This window comes from Streptomyces sp. CoH27, from assembly GCF_020181035.1.
GTDB classification, from domain to species: Bacteria; Actinomycetota; Actinomycetes; order Streptomycetales; family Streptomycetaceae; genus Streptomyces; species Streptomyces camelliae.
The window spans coordinates 512633-528421 of sequence record NZ_JAIQYY010000001.1 but is presented as its reverse complement, the minus strand read 5'-3'; the positions used below and the strand labels follow the sequence as shown (position 1 = coordinate 528421).

At 73.9% G+C, this 15789-nt stretch carries 15 protein-coding genes; 5 read left to right on the top strand and 10 right to left on the bottom strand.

What is annotated here, in order from left to right; all coding sequences use genetic code 11:
• Positions 1–25: 25 nt before the first annotated feature.
• The 3 genes from LE548_RS02525 to LE548_RS02515 form a co-directional block, all read right to left on the bottom strand.
• Complete coding sequence (locus LE548_RS02525) at positions 26–1225, bottom strand: glycoside hydrolase family 64 protein (protein WP_374116007.1); 1200 nt, start codon at positions 1223–1225, stop codon at positions 26–28.
• 152 nt (positions 1226–1377) lie between these two features.
• Positions 1378–2133 (bottom strand): dienelactone hydrolase family protein, encoded by a 756-nt coding sequence (locus tag LE548_RS02520; RefSeq protein WP_225094902.1) that lies wholly within the window; start codon positions 2131–2133, stop codon positions 1378–1380.
• 153 nt (positions 2134–2286) lie between these two features.
• Complete coding sequence (locus LE548_RS02515) at positions 2287–2907, bottom strand: L-threonylcarbamoyladenylate synthase (protein WP_225094901.1); 621 nt, start codon at positions 2905–2907, stop codon at positions 2287–2289.
• Positions 2908–3534: 627 nt separating this feature from the next.
• Between LE548_RS02515 and LE548_RS02505 the strand changes: the two genes are divergently transcribed.
• Both LE548_RS02505 and LE548_RS02500 read left to right on the top strand, forming a co-directional pair.
• Positions 3535–3726 carry a hypothetical protein gene (locus tag LE548_RS02505; protein WP_225094980.1) on the top strand — a complete coding sequence of 64 codons (192 nt, stop codon included), beginning with the start codon at positions 3535–3537 and terminating at the stop codon, positions 3724–3726.
• 245 nt (positions 3727–3971) lie between these two features.
• Positions 3972–5513: a helix-turn-helix domain-containing protein gene (locus tag LE548_RS02500; RefSeq protein ID WP_225094900.1), complete on the top strand. Its 1542-nt coding sequence runs from the start codon at positions 3972–3974 to the stop codon at positions 5511–5513.
• Between the two features lie 120 nt (positions 5514–5633).
• On the opposite strand, the gene LE548_RS02495 is transcribed toward LE548_RS02500, so the two are convergent.
• Positions 5634–6884 carry a serine hydrolase gene (locus tag LE548_RS02495; protein ID WP_225094899.1) on the bottom strand — a complete coding sequence of 417 codons (1251 nt, stop codon included), beginning with the start codon at positions 6882–6884 and terminating at the stop codon, positions 5634–5636.
• Between the two features lie 244 nt (positions 6885–7128).
• Between LE548_RS02495 and LE548_RS02490 the strand changes: the two genes are divergently transcribed.
• Positions 7129–7563 (top strand): hypothetical protein, encoded by a 435-nt coding sequence (locus tag LE548_RS02490; protein ID WP_225094898.1) that lies wholly within the window; start codon positions 7129–7131, stop codon positions 7561–7563.
• A 4-nt stretch (positions 7564–7567) separates the two neighbouring features.
• On the opposite strand, the gene LE548_RS02485 is transcribed toward LE548_RS02490, so the two are convergent.
• From LE548_RS02485 to tgmA, 5 genes are all read right to left on the bottom strand, one after another.
• Positions 7568–8035: a hypothetical protein gene (locus LE548_RS02485; protein ID WP_225094897.1), complete on the bottom strand. Its 468-nt coding sequence runs from the start codon at positions 8033–8035 to the stop codon at positions 7568–7570.
• Between the two features lie 178 nt (positions 8036–8213).
• Positions 8214–9275, bottom strand: a complete 1062-nt coding sequence (locus tag LE548_RS02480; RefSeq protein ID WP_225094896.1) for a PP2C family protein-serine/threonine phosphatase — start codon at positions 9273–9275, stop codon at positions 8214–8216.
• Between the two features lie 174 nt (positions 9276–9449).
• Positions 9450–10367, bottom strand: coding sequence for a Gfo/Idh/MocA family protein (locus LE548_RS02475; protein ID WP_225094895.1), 918 nt, complete (start codon positions 10365–10367; stop codon positions 9450–9452).
• A gap of 35 nt (positions 10368–10402) precedes the next feature.
• Entirely contained in the window at positions 10403–11386 is a 984-nt protein-coding gene (gene tgmB, locus LE548_RS02470) for an ATP-grasp ribosomal peptide maturase (RefSeq protein WP_225094894.1), read from the bottom strand.
• A 17-nt stretch (positions 11387–11403) separates the two neighbouring features.
• Positions 11404–11595 carry a putative ATP-grasp-modified RiPP gene (tgmA, locus tag LE548_RS02465; RefSeq protein ID WP_020938095.1) on the bottom strand — a complete coding sequence of 64 codons (192 nt, stop codon included), beginning with the start codon at positions 11593–11595 and terminating at the stop codon, positions 11404–11406.
• A 158-nt stretch (positions 11596–11753) separates the two neighbouring features.
• Between tgmA and LE548_RS02460 the strand changes: the two genes are divergently transcribed.
• Positions 11754–12185, top strand: a complete 432-nt coding sequence (locus LE548_RS02460; RefSeq protein WP_225094893.1) for a hypothetical protein — start codon at positions 11754–11756, stop codon at positions 12183–12185.
• A gap of 16 nt (positions 12186–12201) precedes the next feature.
• Positions 12202–14802, top strand: a complete 2601-nt coding sequence (locus LE548_RS02455; RefSeq protein WP_225094892.1) for a helix-turn-helix domain-containing protein — start codon at positions 12202–12204, stop codon at positions 14800–14802.
• A gap of 7 nt (positions 14803–14809) precedes the next feature.
• Here the strand turns inward: LE548_RS02455 and LE548_RS02450 are convergent, their stop codons facing one another.
• Complete coding sequence (locus LE548_RS02450; RefSeq protein ID WP_225094891.1) at positions 14810–15685, bottom strand: fructosamine kinase family protein; 876 nt, start codon at positions 15683–15685, stop codon at positions 14810–14812.
• Positions 15686–15789: the final 104 nt, after the last annotated feature.

Sequence of the window (15789 nt, the reverse complement as noted above, 5' to 3'; positions counted from 1 at the left end):
CCCTCGGGCGCGGGACCGCGGCATGTCAGCTCAGCGGATCCAGTGTGAGATACGCCTGCTGCGGGTTGCCGTCGTTCACCAGCGACTCCTGGTCGCCGACGTCGTCGAAGGCGAACGCGTAGGCCTTGCCGTCGGCCATCGCCGCGTGGACCGCGCGGGCGTACTGGTTCGTCACCGTGTCCTGGTAGAAGTCCGAGGGCGTGGTGTCCGGCTGGCTCGAACTGCTCAGCAGCGTCGAGCGGTTGAAACCGGCGCACAGCGTGCGGGAAATGGGGCCCCGGACCGTGTCGTTCGGTGCGTCGAGCAGCTTGTGGCAGCCGAAGACACTGTCCGCGTCCGGCTTCTGGAAGCTGGTGACGACCGAGCCCGAGGCGTCGGTGAAGTTCATGACGCCGCCCGAGACCCGCCCGAAGTACCGGGTGCCCGGCTGGTCGGCGAACGGTGTCACGGTCAGCGTGCTGTTCGTGTACCTCTGCCAGACCCGGCCCACGTAGTCGTCCATCACGTTCGCCGGCAGCGCCCCGGTCTCCACCCCGTACAACGGGGACAGCGCGCGCAGCACGGTGCCGTCGGAGCGGGTCTGGATCAGCCCGGCCCAGCCGCCCGGCTGTGCGCGCAGGGCGTTGAAGAAGCCGGTGTAGCCACCGGACCTGAGGTGTCCGGTGGTGCTCACACTGCCGTCGGCCCGCCGCACGCCGACCGCGTACGGCGCCGAGAACATGTCCACCTGGGTGCTGTTGAGCCACAGGCCGGAGTCGTTCAGCGTGTACTCGGACCAGTTGAAGAGGATGTTCCGGTTCGGGTCGGACGGATTCTGCACGGCCGGCTGCACCAGTCCGCCCGTGGTGAGCCGGAAGTCGAGCTTCTGGCCGTACGAGAAGTAGATCCGGCCGGAGAACTTCGGGATCCGGATCGTCGTGGACTGCCCGGGGGCCGGGCCGGCGATGGACGCGTCCGGCGCGGGTGCCGGTGGGGTGCCGCCCGCGGGCCAGGCATGGAAGGCGCCGGTCGCGTCGGCCCAGCCCTGCCGGCCGGAGGACAGCTGGGTGCCGAGGTCGTAGACGTAGACGGGTTCGGAACGGCCGGAGTTGTTGGTGATCTCCAGCGGGACGGTGTCCGGGACGGCGGCGCCGGCCGGGTCCGGTACACCAAGGGCGAGCGCCCCGCCGATCAGGGCCGCTGCGGCCGCCAAGGGCAGCGCGGGACGCGTGAGGTGATGCGGCACTCTCCTACCTCCGTGTGGGGTCGGGGTCGTACGGAAATTGGTCCGTACCTGTCTGAGAGCGCTCTCAGACTCGCGCCGCGCCGCGTGCATGTCAATGCAAGGGGCAGACGTGCGCACGACGCCCACCGTGTGGCGGGCGCCGTGCGCCGGTGTCAGAAGGTGCGCTGGAGCAGGCCGAGCAGGGCCGCCCAGTGGCGGTCGTCGGCCTCCTTGTCGTACGACGGGGTGTCCGCCTGCGTGTAGCCGTGCTGGGCGCCCGGGTAGACCTCGCAGGTGTGCCGGACCCCGGCCTCGGTCAGGGCCTTCTCGAAGCGCTCGATCTGCTCCGGCGGCAGCGACTGGTCGTTGTCGGCGTGACCGCAGTACACCTCCGCCTTGATGCGCGGCGCACCCAGGTGCGGGCTGGTCGGGTCGTCGGTGGCGAGCCCGCCGCCGTGGAACCCGGCCACGGCCGCCACCCGGTCCGGATGCGCCGCCGCCGTCCACAGGGCGAGCCGGGCACCCATGCAGTAGCCGGTGGTGCCGACCGGACCGTCGGCGACGAGCGGGCTGTCGGCCATCCAGCCCAGATAGGCGGCGGAGTCCCGATCGATCAGATCCGGGGTCAGCGAGAAGACGATCGGCCCGAGCTTCTGCCAGATGGTCGGGTCGGCGGCCGGGTCCTTGAACTCGGGCAGGTCCACGACCGGAGACCGGCCGAGGCGGTAGGTGACATTGGGCACCAGCACCGTGTAGCCGGCGGCGGCCAGCCGGTCGGCCATCGACTTCAGGTGCGGGCGCAGGCCGTAGGCGTCCTGGTAGAACAGCACACCCGGACGGGGGAGCCCGTCCGCGGGGTGGACGAGGTAGGCGTCGGCGACGCCGTCCTCGGTCTGGATGTCGAGGTCGATTCCCTGGACATCGGTCATGGTGAGCAGGCCTCCCTGGAGAATGGGCGCCGGACGGCACTCGCCCCCGGCGCCAGGGCTACGGCCATGCTGTCATGCAAGATCGGCGGCGCCGCACCGGGTGGGCCGTACGGCCGGACGGAGCCGCACCGTTGGGCTGTAGGAGTGGGCCGGTCACTCGAAGCGGTCGGTGTCCCCGGCACCCCGCCGGACGATCTCCGCCTCGCCGCCGGAGAAGTCCACGACCGTGGTCGGCTCGGTGCCGCAGTCGCCGGAGTCCACCACCGCGTCCACCACGTGGTCGAGCCGGTCCTTGATCTCCCAGCCCTGGGTCAGCGGCTCCTCCTCGTCCGGCAGCAGCAGCGTGCTGGACAGCAGCGGCTCGCCCAGCTCCGCCAGCAGCGCCTGGGTGACCACATGGTCGGGGATGCGCACGCCCACGGTCTTCTTCTTCGGGTGCAGCAGCTTGCGCGGCACCTCACGGGTCGCCGGGAGGATGAAGGTGTAGCTGCCGGGCGTGGCCGCCTTCACCGCCCGGAAGACGTCGTTGTCCACCCGCACGAACTGGCCGAGCTGGGCGAAATCCCGGCACATCAGCGTGAAGTGGTGCCGGTCGTCCAGCTGCCGGATGGAACGGATCCGGTCCATGCCGTCCCGGCTGCCCAGCCGGCAGCCCAGCGCGTAACAGGAGTCGGTCGGGTATGCGATGAGCGCGTCCGAGCGCACCGCGTCCGCGATCTGGGCGATGCTGCGCGGCTGCGGGTTCTCGGGATGCACGTCGAAGTACTTCGCCATCCATCGAGCTTATGCCGTCGCCGGGCGCGGCCCGCGCAGCCGCGGAGGCCTGTGGCGCGCATGCCTATGAGGACGCACCTGTTTGAGCTGCCTATGAGGTCGTACCGTTCCCGCCGCGGCGAAGGCCGCACACCTCGGCCGGCCGGCGCCGGGCGACGGGCACACGCCGACCGCTCAGTTGCCGGGCGTGCCCCCTCTGGGGGAGGGTGGCCAACGCCAACGCCTGTCTGCCGGCTCTCGCCGCCGTGCTGATCCTCGGCGGCAGGCTCGGCGACCTCCCCGGGCGACGGGCACACGCCGACCGCTCAGTTGCCGGGCGTGCCCCCTCTGGGGGAGGGTGGCCAACGCCAACGCCTGTCTGCCGGCTCTCGCCGCCGTGCTGATCCTCGGCGGCAGGCTCGGCGACCTCCCCCACGCTCGGCTGCGCTCGCGCGGGGGGACTCCCGCGGCCGCGCACCTTCCACGTCGTCGGCGTCGCCGGGTTCGCCGTGTCCTCCGTCGCCATCGGGCTGTCCGGCACCATCGAGGGTGTCGTCGTCTTCCGCGCGCCCCAGGGCGTCTTCGGCGGGCTCATGCCCAACACCCTCGGCCCGGCCGCCGTTCGTCGCGCTCGGCCTCGTCGTCGGCATGGTGCTGTCCGCCTCCTCCGACGCCGTCGTCGGCAACGCGCCCGTCAGGGGCGGCGCGGTGGCCGAGGGGCTCCAGGCCACCACCCCGCAGACCGGCGGCGCCCTCGGCACCCCCGCCCTGAGCCTGGCGGGCGCGGTCCTCGTGGCGGCCGGGATGCGCGTGGGAGCGGTGCAGGCCCGGACCGAGTGAGCCGCTCCCGACCCGACCGCCCCGAAAGTCCCTCGCGTTCTCCCGTGTACGTTCCGGATTCCGGGGCATCCGACCTCTGAGCCGTCCGGGGCCCCCCGCTCCGGGCGCCGCGTCTCCGTCGACGGCCCACCCCCCCCGGGCCGTCGGCGGAGCCGAGTCCGGGGCAGGGACGCGAGCGGGCCCCTTCGGGTAACGTGCCGCTGCGTATGCCCAGGTCAAAGCGGAGGCGAGGAGGGGGCGGAGACGTGGCGGCCCGACCGGACGAGGACACGGCACACGTGCTGCCGTACGGCGGCGACGGCGCCTGGGAGCAGCAGTTGCTGGACCATCTGCGGCCCGCCGGACGCGACCTCGGCCGGCTCGTCGCCTGGCTGGCCCGCATCACCCGGGCGGCCGTGTGCCTCCAGGACGCGCACGGCCGCCTGCTCGCCGGTGAGCGCATGCCGCTCGACGCCGCCGTGGCCCGCGACATCGCCGCCGGCCGGGTCGCCGCCGCGGCCCTGGAAGACGGCGTACGGCATGTGCGGCTGGTCGGGATACGGCACCCGGGACCCGGCCCGGCGGCCGGAGCCGTGCTCGCCGTGGCCCGCCCGGCGCCCTTCGACCGGAACGCCGCCGCGATCCTCAACCACACCGCGGGCGTACTGGAACTGCTGCTCAGGGAGCGGGAGTTGGCCGACGCCGGGCGGCGGCTGCGGCGGGCCACGGCCGATCTGCGCCTCGCGATCCTGCAACTGCTGATGGTGGAGGACACCGTCTCCGCCCGCCGGGTCGCCGCCGGGCTGTGGCCGGGGCTGCTGGAGGAGGACACCGCCCGCGTGTACGTCGTCGAGACCTCCGCCGCCGAACGCGACCGGCTCGCCGACGCCTGCGCGGACAGCACCGAGGGCCGGGCCCTCGTCGTGCGCTGCCCCGCGATGGACGGACACGTCATCGTCGTCGGCCCGTCGGCCGAGGTGGGGGAGCGGCTGCGGTCCCTCGTCGCCGGCCACCCCGGCACCTTCCTCGGCGGCAGCCCCCGCCAGCGCCTGGCCCTGACCGCCACCGCCTACGGACAGGCCGTCACCGCCCTGGCCGTCGCCCGCTTCCGGCCCGAACGGTCCGCGGTCTACGCCGCCCGCACCCGGCCCGCCCAGCTCATGGACCCGGCCGGAGTGCGCACCTGGGCCGCCGGGGTGCTGCGCCCGCTCGACACACTGCCGCACCATGTGCGGGCCGAACTGCTCGCCACCACCGGGCTGGGCCTGGAGTTCACCGCCGTCAGCGCCGCCAAGGTGCTCGGCGTCAGCCGGAACACGGTCCGTGCCCGGATGGACCGGGTCGCCGGCCTGCTCGGCGCCGACTTCTCCCGGCTCTCCGTCCGCGCCGTCGCCCATCTCGCCCTCAACACCGAGGCCGCGCACGGCCCGTACGACCCCGGCGGCCCCGCGGGCCACCCGGCGGACCGGGACGTCCTCGCGGACCTGCTCGGCACGCGGGCGCTGCGCACCTGGGCCGAGGGTCTCCTCGGTCGGCTCGACGAGGACGGCCGGGACCTGCGCGCCACCCTGCGCGCCTGGACAGCCGCCGACGCGCACGCCGAACGCGCCGCCCAGACGCTCGGCGTCCACGCCCAGACCGTGCGCGAACATCTCCGGGCGGCCGAAGGTGTCCTGGAACGCCGGCTGACGGGCGGCGGCACCGATCTGTACGAGACCGTCCTCGCCCACCTGGTCACCGGCGAGCTGCCCGTACCCGAACTCGGTACGACGAACCGGGAGCAACCGGACTCGGCTGTGCACGGGTGAGTGCCCGGCGGACCGGGCCGGGCACCGGTGCGCTACCCCGGGCCCCGTATCGCACGTAGGTTCAGTGGTCCGCGGGGCACGACCGGCACGGGGGACCGGTCGCGGCCCCGCGCCGCTGCGTCAACCCGTGGGTGTGACCGGCAGGTTGTAGACGTGCGCGGGGGTGATGATCGTCGTGATCGCCCTGCCCAGCACCGTGGTGGGCTCCTGGCCCTGGTAGTCGGTGTCGGTGTTGAGCAGCACGACGAGCGTCGTCCGCGTCGACGGCAGATGGACCGTCAGGGACTCGTAACCCGGCAGGGAGCCGTTGTGGCCGATCCAGCCCTGCACGTCGAAGATGCCCAGGCCGTATCCGGCGCCCTTGACCGTGCCGGTCTGCGATGTGATCAGCCGCTGTTGCTGGGTGGCGGCGCTGATCATCCGTTCGCCGTCGGGGAACCGGCCCGTGGCGACGGTACGCGCCCAGATCCGCAGATTCTCCAGGGTCGAGATCATCGCGCCGGCCGCCCAGCCCCAGGACGGGTTCCAGTCGGCCGTATCGGCGACCTCGCCGTTCGCCGTCTGCTCGGTGTAGCCCTGCGCGTGCGGGCTGGGGAACTCGTTGCCCGTCGGGAAGAGCGTGTCCCGCATGCCGGCCGGATCGGTGACGTGCTGCTTGATGTAGGCCCCGAGGCGCTGCCCGCTCTGCTTCTCCACCACCAGACCGAGCAGGATGAGGTTGGTGTTGCAGTAGGAGAACTTCTGCCCCGGCGGGAACAGCACCGGATGCCTGAAGGAGTAGGCGAGCAACTGCTGGGGTGTGAAGCCCCGTCGCGGATGCGAGGTGAGCTCCTTGACGAAGCCCGGGTCCTCGGAGTAGTTGAACAGCCCGCTGCGCATGTCCGCGAGCTGCCGCAGCGTGATCGTGTCGCCGCCCGGCACCCCGTCGACGTACCTGCCGATCGGGTCGTCGAGACCGGCCTTCTTCCGGTCGACCAGCTGGAGCAGCGCGGACACGGTGAACGTCTTGGTCTCGCTGCCGATGCGCATGTACAGGTCGGGCGTCATTCTGCGGCCCGTGCTCGTGTCGGCCACACCGAACGAGCGGATGTAACTCGGCTGCCCCGGCGTCCAGATGCCGACGGTGGCGCCGGGAATGTCCGCCTCGCGCATCACCTTCCGTACTGCGGCGTCCAGTTGGCGTGCCATGGCGGGCGTGAGGTCGCGGACGGCCGGTCCCGAGGGGGAGGGGCTGGGTGACCCGGTGGCCGGTGCGGCGGGTGCGGAAGCCGGCGTTGCCCATACGGGCGCGGCGGCGGGCGGTGCCAGCAGTGTCCCCACCGTGACGGCCACCGTCGCCCCCCTCAGCAGGCGTGCGGACGATTGCGGCATGGGCTGACTCCAAGCACGTGAGAGCCGAACCTGCGCTGAGCGGGACGTCGGAGCCCGGACCCCCAGCATAGGAGCGCGCACCCCGGCCCGCCCGTCGGACCGGGCGGGACCGGCAGGGCGCGCGGGAGCACCGGCGGGATGCTTGTCCGACAGGTGCGGGGCCCGTTCGGGGGATGGCCTCACCCGACCCGGTGACCCGACGGGGCCGGGCGTACCAGCGGTGGCTCACGGGCGTTGCCCCGGCATGAACCGCTTGGAGGGCATGGACCGCTCGGACCGCCTGGACCCGGCGTACCGCCCCGACCGGCCGGACCCCGCCTACCGCCTGGACCGTCTGGACCCCGCCTACTGCCTGGACCGGCTGGAGCGGAGGCACCGTACCGGCCGTCCGGAGCAGGCGGGCCCGGGGGACCTGACGGAGCAGGCGCGCCGGGTGGACCGGATCGACCGGGCGCGCCGCGCGGACCGGACCGATCAGACGCGTCACGTGGACCGGACCGATCAGACGCGCCGCGCGGACCGGCGCGAGCAGGCGGACCGGGCCCGGGAGCCGATCTACGCCCGGCTCGTCGCCGAGTGGCGGGCGCAGGGGCGGGCCGTGCCCGCGGAACCGGACCTGCTGTGGGTCGTCGTTCCCGGTCTCGCCTCGCGCACCCCGGCCGCGGCCGAGCGCACCTGATCCGTCACTGCCCGCACAGCGGGGTGAGGACGGCGAGGGTGCCGTTGGCCTCCCGCAGGGCTTCTTCGAGAGTGCCGGGCGCGTGCAGCGTGCCGGTGCCGTCGGGCGGCACGAGCCACTCCAGGAAGCGCGCCGGGCGGTACGGCGGCGGTACGGCCACCCAGGACCCCTTGGTCGCGTACCGCAGACCGGCGCCCACCCAGCCCCCGGACGGGTCCGGCGGCACGAAGAACCCGACCCGGCCCGCCGCCGAGTCGACCAGTGTCGGCCCCGGGACGGGCATCCCGGGCCGCCACAGCAGGTCCAGGGTGAGCAGCCCGAGCCGGTCGGGCACGCTCAGCACGTCCCAGAAGCGGCCCGCCTCCAGCAGCGCGATCCCCTCACCGTGATCCCACTCCCATTTGCACGAGCGCGGGTCCGCCGCCGCGGCGGCCAGCCACTCCACGCCCCGCATCCACATCGTGTTCGTCATGCGCTGCTCCGGATGTCCTCGCTCGCCCGCCCCGGCGCGGGCAGCGACCACGGCCGGGCACGTCGTGCGCCCGCACAGCGACCCGGCATATGCATGCTCGTAGATATTTCTACGTGGCGGAAGGGGTGGCGCGACCTGGCGTTTGAGACGGTTCGTTCGAACTACGGCTGTGGGTTCGTCAATTGAGGGCGTCCGGCGAGCCGGGGGCCAGCACCAGCATGGAGACGTCGTCCCGGACCTCGTACCGCAGCCGCACCAGGTCCTGCCAGACCAGTCCGGGCAGGTCGGTGGCGGGCCCGGTACCGCTCAGGGCGGCCAGCCGCGCCGGCAGCGGATAGAAGACGTCGCTGTCGTCCCGCGCCTCCCACACCCCGTCGGAGGCCAGGAACAACCGGTCGCCCGGTCCGAGCGCCACGGTGATCTCCTTCGGCGGTTCGGCGCCGAGCAGCCCGAGGCCCAGTGGTGGCCCCGGCGCGACCGTCACCTCCAGGGCGTGCTCCTCGTGCAGCAGGACGGGGGCCGGATGACCGCAGCCCACCACCCGCACCGTCCGCCCGTCGGCGGAGAACTCCAGCAGCACGCCGGTGGCGAACAACTCCCCGTCCGGCACACCCGCCGAGTCCACCGCCAGCCGGCGGTCCATCCGGGCGGCCACCGACTCCAGGTCCGGCTCGTCCAGCGCGGCCTCCCGAAAGGCACCCAGCAGGGACACGACCGTGGCGACCGCCGACAGCCCGTGTCCCCGGACGTCCCCCATCACCGCGCGCACCCCGTACGGCCCGTCGCGCACGTCGAAGAAGTCCCCGCCGACCAGTGTCCCGTCCTGCGCGGCCCGGTAGAAACCCGTGCACTCCACGCTTCCGACCCGCTGCGGCAGCAGTGGCATCACGGCGCGCTGCACGGCCTCGCCGATCGCCCGCTCGGCGTCCAGCTGGGCGTCCCGGCGACTGCGCACGTACGACACGAACACGCTCAGCGCGGCCACGAAGACGATGGTGAGCAGGTCGGTGTTGCCGGGACGGTTCAGATGAGTGGCCGGGACGTTCAGCGCCGCGACCACTCCGGAACCGAGGACGGCGGTCGCCAGCGGGCCGTACGACAGGACCGCCAGCGGCGGGATGGCGCCCAGCAGGAAGCCGAGGTCGCGGGCGTGCGGGGTGACCGCGGTGGCGGAGCTGACGCCGACGAGCAGCACCACGGGCAGCACCCGCACCCACACCGGCGGCGGCGCCCCGCGCAACCACCCACGCTCCTCCCGCGCCCCCCATCCGCACACCAGTCCCACACCCCCAACGTACGCCGCCACCCCGGACCCGGCCTCTCGTTCCGCGGCGGGTGAGGCCGGCGCCTGAAACCGGCCCGAGCCCCGCGTACCCGGCAGGGCGGCCACGGCGCCGGGGCCGGCCCGGGGTCCTCAGGCGGGCCGGCCGTGCGGGGCCCGGGGGCAGGCTGTGGTGGTGGCCAAGTGGCTCTGCGCCGTTGCCAGGATCTCGGTGACACGGAGGCCGAACGCGGCGTCGCAGGCATGCGGGCGGCCCGTGCGGGCGGCGGTCAGCAGGGCGTCGGCGGCCCGGGTGAGCGCGGGGACCGCGCCCTCGGAGCTGCCGGGGAGAAGGGTCACCCCCGCCTCGCCCCGCAGCTCCACATCGGCCCCGGCGGCGGCCGGCGGCGCCGTCAGGCTCAGCGTGAGCGTGCTGGAGGCGCCCGTGGCGTGGTCGAGGACCAGGTGGACGGTGTCGGCGGGACCGTGCGCCGCCGACACCACCTGCCGCACGTCACCCAGGACCGGCAGCAGAACGGACAGGGCGTGCGGGCCCACGTCCCACAGTGCACCCTTCTCCCGCCGCCACGGCGAGTCCGCGAACGGGCTGTCGGACGTGAACACCGCCCCCAGCCACTGCGCCCGCGCCGTGAACCAGCCCGCCACGGCCGCCTGCTCCTCGATCCAGGCCTCCGGCTCCTTCTGGAAGCGTGCGGTGAAGAAGACCACCGACGCCACCCCGGCCCGGTCCACGGCCGCCACGACCGACCGGGCCTCGGCGACCGACACCGCCAGCGGCTTGTCCAGCAGCAGATGACGGCCCGCCCGCGCCGCCCGCACCGCCAGCTCCGCCTGCACGGACGGCGGCAGGGCCACCGCCACCGCGTCCACGTCGGCCAGCAGCGCGTCCACGTCGTCGTACGCCGTGACGTCATAGCGCTCCGCCAGTTCCCTGGCCGCCGACGGCCGGCGCCCCCACACCCCCGCGAACCGCAGGCCGGTGTGTCCGGCGAGCGCGGGGGCGTAGGCCGCCCGGGCCCACGGGCCCGTTCCCAGCAGTCCGATGCGCATGCCGTGTTCCCTTCTCCGAGCCGATCCCCGCACCCTCAAGATGCTGCGCTCCGGTCGCCCTTCGCACACCTGACGTCAGAATCCCCGCCCGTGGCAAGCCAGTTGGCGATCGTGGCGGCGATGGGCTGACCTGTGTCCATCTCCACGAACCCGAACTGGCCCGACTGGTTGCACTCCAGGAACCACCAGATCCCGTCCGCGTCCTCGGCGAAGTCGAATGCGCCGTATGCGAGTTCCGCGCCCCTCATGTACCGCCGCACGCCCTCCGCGACGCGCGGCGGCACCTGAGCGGGCAGCCACGGGGAGACCGCCGGGGCGAACCGGACGTCCACGTCGTCGGGGTGCGCGTCGGGGGCGGTGGGCTTGCGCGCGGCCAGCAGGGTGTCGCCGACGACGGTGAGCCGGACGTCGGCCCGCTTGGCGATCCGGCGCTGCAGCAGTGTCGGACCGAAGGCGACCGCCGCGAAGTCCGTGTCCGGCGCGACCCGGCTGGTCGGCACCGCGCGCGGCGGCTCCTGCGGATGCGCACCGGAGACCGGCTTGACCACCAGGTCCGGGTAGCGCGCGGCGAACTCCCGCGCCGCCTGCGGGAATGTCGTGATCAGCGTGGCCGGCACCGGCAGGCCGCAGTGCTGGGCGTGACGCAGCTGCCACGGCTTGTGCCGTGCGCGCTGGGCGGCGTCGGGATGGTTCATCCAGCGCGCGTCGGTGCACCGCAGCATGCCGTACAGCGCCTGCGCGGACTCCTCCGTCAGCCAGGCCGACGGGTGGACGGCTCGGGCGGCCGCGGTACCCGGCCTGCGCACCCAGACGGAGCGCAGGCCGCTCATGCTCACCAGGCGCCCGCCGACGGACAGATGTCCACGGCAGGCGCCTTGCACGTACTCGCCCGACAGCGCCACCCCGTTGGTCAGATCGGCGGGGTCGAGCCGGACGACGGGCACGCCGGCCTCGCCGAGCCGGAGGACCACCATGTCCGCCGTCACGTCCTCTTCACTGGTCAGGATGAGCACGGTCATGTTCTCGGGTCCGCGGTTCAGTCGTCGAAGTGCGTCTTGGAACCGGCGGTCGACGTCGTGGTCCCCAGAGCCCTCAGGGTCGCGTGGTCGGTGGCGGCGATCCGCCCGTCCGGGAGGACGTTCAACTGCAGTCCGGAGTCATACGCATACGGAGTGGTGACGTCCAACTGCACAGCGGGGCGCGCGTAGTTGAGCGTGAACGGTTGCATGGTCTCTCCCTGGTTCGGCTTTCACGTCCTTATACGAATCGAACGGGTGATTGGTTTCCTTACGCTGCGTAACCGCAGGCCGGAGTGGGTGCCGCGAGTCCTCCCGTAAGGAAACAACACAACGTTGTTCCGTTGACCGGGCCGGATAGCATGCCCGCATGGCACAGGACGCCTACGACGCCCACGAAGTTCACGATGCCCGGGATTCCCTGGCCGCGCAGGCCGCGGCCCGGCTGCGGCTCGCCGCCCTCGCGGCCGACGCCGCGCTCGACGGTACCCCGGCACACCGGGTCGCCGAGGACGCGGCGCTCCTCGGCCGGCTGCTGAGCGCGACCGACCGCCGCGGGCCCGGGACCGGCGCGCCGTCGGACGTCACGGCCGACGACGTCGGCGCCGCCCTCGGTCTCGTGGACGGACTGCGCCGTCAACTGGACCGGCTGGAGAGCCAGGTGGTGATGGAGGCGCGGCGCCGCGGTATGGACTGGCGGCAGATCGCCCTGCACCAGGGGCTGAACTCCGCACAGGCAGCCTCGCAGCGCCACCAGCGGCTGACGACCCGGCTCGAAGAGATCCGCCAGGGCGTCAGGTAGAAATGCGGATGTGGAAATGACGGACCAGCCCGACGACCTCTTCTCGGCGGTGGACTCGCTGCTCGCCGCCGTGGACGACGGCACCGTGCTCCCCGCCCCCGCGGAGCGGACGCGGCTACGGGAGGCGGCCGGCCTGACCGAGGCCGCGGTCGCGCAGGCCCTCGGGGTCCGCGTACCCAGCATCCAGGCCTGGGAGGCGGGCCGCGCCGAACCGAAGGGCGACCGCCGCGAGGCCTACCGCCGCCTCCTGGAGGGCCTCTCCCACCGGTACCCGGCTCCACAGCCCGCATCGCCTCCGGCCGCCACTCCGGGTCCACAGGTACCTCCGGCGGCGCCCCTCCAGCGAACGTCCGCAGCCGACGGGACGCCCGCGGACGCCACCGAGCCTTCCGCGGCGCCCCCGACCGCCCCGGCTGCCGGGTCGCGGCAGCCCGTCACCCCGTCGGCCCCCACCACGACCGCTCACGCCGCGCCGCCGCCCGGCACCGCACTGTCCGAGCCGAGCGCTCCGGCCGCCGAGCGCCACCGACCGGCGACGGCTCCGGCCACTGCGTCCGCATCCCTCGCGCCCCCGGCCCCCGCACCGGGCCCGCAGACGTCCTCGACGGCGCCCCGCCGGCCAACGCCCGCGGCCCACGGGACGCCCGCGGACGCCACCGAGCCTTCCGCGGCGCCCCCGGCCGCCACCTCGATCCACCCGGCGGCCGGGCTCGACACATCTCCGGCCGCCCCGGAATCCGCCGCCTCGCCGCAGACCGTCCCCGCTCCGCCGGCCGCCGATCGGTCGGCACCCCCCGGCCGCCCCGAGCCCGGACATCACACACCCGCCTCAGCCACCACCGCCGGCACCGACCCGGCCCCCCGCCCAGCGCGCCGTGCCGCCGGCAAGAAGGCCGCCTCCGGAAAGTCCCGCACCCCCTCCGTCCCCGAACCGGCGGACCCCCGCTTCGCGCACGGGCCGCTCGCCGTGATCGACGTCGATGACGACGGCCGGGTGAGCGCGTACTGCGTCGGCGGGCTCGTGCTCGACGTGCCTGCCAGGTCGCTGCCCGCGCTCGTGGAGTGGACCCTCGCCGAGGCACGGCTCGGACAGCCGCGGCTGCACCGGTCCGGCAAGGACGCCGATCCGCTGGTCGTGCTCACCGAGTCGGCGTGCGTGCGGTACGGGCTGCCACCGAAGCTGAGCGACGAGGAACGGCTCGCCGGACGGATCCCCGACACGAACAAGGCTGTCCGGCAGTTGCTCAAGGCCGACTGGCTGCTCACCCGGCGCGGTTTCGGACCCTGGGCCTGGGTCTACCGCCCCGCCGAGGGCAGCCGGCGCCACAGTGTCCACTTCTGTCTGCCGTCCTGGAACGCGCTGGACAGCCGGTACTGGGGTGACGCGGCCGGCCTGCCCGCGGCGGAACTCGCCCGGGTCCTCGGAGCCTACGCCTCCCGCGTCCTCACCCCGTGCGGCTCCACGGCCGTGACGGGCCTGGAGCTGATGACCGCCCTGCACCCGCCGACCCGCGCGGTGCGCGACGACGCCGGCCAGTGGGTGTCCGCACCGAACCCCGGCGCCCTGACCGGCGCCGTCGACTGCGCGCCCTGCGAGGCCCCGGACGGGCACCCGCTCCTCGCCCACCTGCCCCGCTTCCACGAGCGCACCCCGGCCGAGATGCTCCGCGAGGAGGCCTACGACTGGGCCCGGCCGCTGACCGACGAGGAGTGCATGCAGCCGTACCTCGTCGGCATCGACGTCAACATGGCGTTCGCGGCGGCGGCCAACCGTACCGTCGTCGGCCTCGGCGCCCCGGCGCATGTGCACAACCCGGAGTTCGACCCGGCGCTGCCCGGCTCCTGGCTGGTCGACCTCTCCCACGTCCGGCTCGACCCCCGCCTGCCGAGCCCCTTCACACCGGACGGTGAAACGCCCGAGGGTCCGGCCTGGTACGCGACGCCGACCGTGGCGTACGCCCTCGAACTCGGCTATGAGGTGGCACCGCTGGAGGCGTACGTGCGTCCCGAGCACGGCCCGTACCTGGACGCCTGGTACACCAGGCTGCGCGACGCCTACATCGCCACGATGGCCGACCTCGGCGTCACCACCGGCATGACGCCCGAGGAGTTCCTCACGGCGATGGCGGGCCACAAGGACCGCGACCCGTACCTCGCCCTCGTCCTCTCGGCGATCAAGGCCACCGTCAAGGGTGGCATCGGGAAACTGCGCGAGCGCGGCCGCTCCGGCTGGCGGCCGGGGGAGCGGTGGCCGGCGCTGGACCGGCCGACCTGGCGCCCGGACATCCGGGCCGCGGTCATCGCCAAGGCGCGGATCAACATGCACCGCAAGATGCTCGCCACCGCCCGCGCCACCGGCCAGTACCCGGTCGCGGTCCTCTCCGACTGCGCGGTGTACGCCTCGCCGGGCCCGACCCCGCTGGACTTCCTGCCGTACCGGGACGGCAAGCCCCTGCCCGGCGGCTTCCGGATCGGGGTCAGCCCCGGCATGGTCAAGCACGAGGGCACGCAGAGCGTGCTGTGGGCGGAGGGCCTGCGCGAGGAGCACGGCGACCACCTCAACCTCGCCCGCTACATCAAGTCCGGGCTGATCACCGCCCCGGACGCGGAGGAGTAGCCCCGCATCACGCCCGCAGCGCGCTCCGTGCCACCGCCAGCGCCTGGTCCGCGTATCCGCGCCCGAACAGCACGGCGTGCACCAGCAGCGGGAACAGCTGGTGCACGCCCACCCGGTCCCGCCAGCCGCCGGCGAGCGGCGCCGCCTCCTCGTACCCGGCGAGCACCCGGTCCAGATGGGGGCAGCCGAACAGCTGGAGCATCGCCAGGTCGGTCTCCCGGTGCCCGCCGTGCGCGGCCGGGTCGATCAGCCGGACCTCGCCGTCGGCGCCCCACAGCACGTTCCCGTGCCACAGGTCGCCGTGCAGCCTGGCGGGCGGCTCGGCGGGTCCGGCCAGCTCCGGCAGCCGCACGCAGACTCGCTCGAACACCTCTGCCTCCCGGTGCCGGAGCGTGCCGCGGTCGACCGCGCCGCGCACATAGGGCAGCACGCGGTGCTCGGCGTACCAGCGGGGCCAGTCGGTGCCGGGTGTGTTGCGCATGGGAGCGAGGCCGATGAACGCGTCCTCGGGGCCGTCGGGCGGCGGCGCTCCGAAATCCGAAGCACCCGCGCCGTGCAGGGCCGCAAGGGCCTGGCCGAAACGCAGCGCCGCTCCGGGGTCCGGTCGGCCGGTCGGCACCCGCTCCGTGACCATCCAGCGCTCGTCGTGACCGAGCACCTCGGGCACCCGGACCGCACCCGCCGCGGCCAGCCAGCGCAGCCCGGCCACCTCGGCCCGTACGGCCCCGGGTGCGTCACCGCGCTTGACCATCACCGGGATATCGCCGTCCAGCAGGACCTCGATCGGCGATCCGGCCCCCGCCCGCGCCTCGCCGGCCGGGCGGCCGGTGAGCCGGGACGCTGCCCGGCCCGGATCCTCGTGAGCCTCGTCTCCGTTTACCACGGCCCCAGGGTACGGCCCTCAACAGATGTACGGCTCACGGAACTTCGACCATTACTACGACTGTTTCCAGCCAAACTCAGATGGTCACTACCCGTGCTGATTCC

What these genes read in the sequence shown, in the direction of transcription:
- LE548_RS02520 (WP_225094902.1), bottom strand. Translation starts at nt 2,133, where the DNA reads ATGACCGATGTCCAGGGAATCGACCTCGACATCCAGACCGAGGACGGC.
- LE548_RS02515 (WP_225094901.1), bottom strand. Translation starts at nt 2,907, where the DNA reads ATGGCGAAGTACTTCGACGTGCATCCCGAGAACCCGCAGCCGCGCAGC.
- LE548_RS02505 (WP_225094980.1), top strand. Translation starts at nt 3,535, where the DNA reads ATGGTGCTGTCCGCCTCCTCCGACGCCGTCGTCGGCAACGCGCCCGTC.
- LE548_RS02495 (WP_225094899.1), bottom strand. Translation starts at nt 6,884, where the DNA reads ATGCCGCAATCGTCCGCACGCCTGCTGAGGGGGGCGACGGTGGCCGTC.
- LE548_RS02490 (WP_225094898.1), top strand. Translation starts at nt 7,129, where the DNA reads ATGAACCGCTTGGAGGGCATGGACCGCTCGGACCGCCTGGACCCGGCG.
- LE548_RS02485 (WP_225094897.1), bottom strand. Translation starts at nt 8,035, where the DNA reads ATGACGAACACGATGTGGATGCGGGGCGTGGAGTGGCTGGCCGCCGCG.
- LE548_RS02475 (WP_225094895.1), bottom strand. Translation starts at nt 10,367, where the DNA reads ATGCGCATCGGACTGCTGGGAACGGGCCCGTGGGCCCGGGCGGCCTAC.
- tgmB (WP_225094894.1), bottom strand. Translation starts at nt 11,386, where the DNA reads ATGACCGTGCTCATCCTGACCAGTGAAGAGGACGTGACGGCGGACATG.
- tgmA (WP_020938095.1), bottom strand. Translation starts at nt 11,595, where the DNA reads ATGCAACCGTTCACGCTCAACTACGCGCGCCCCGCTGTGCAGTTGGAC.
- LE548_RS02460 (WP_225094893.1), top strand. Translation starts at nt 11,754, where the DNA reads ATGGCACAGGACGCCTACGACGCCCACGAAGTTCACGATGCCCGGGAT.
- LE548_RS02455 (WP_225094892.1), top strand. Translation starts at nt 12,202, where the DNA reads ATGACGGACCAGCCCGACGACCTCTTCTCGGCGGTGGACTCGCTGCTC.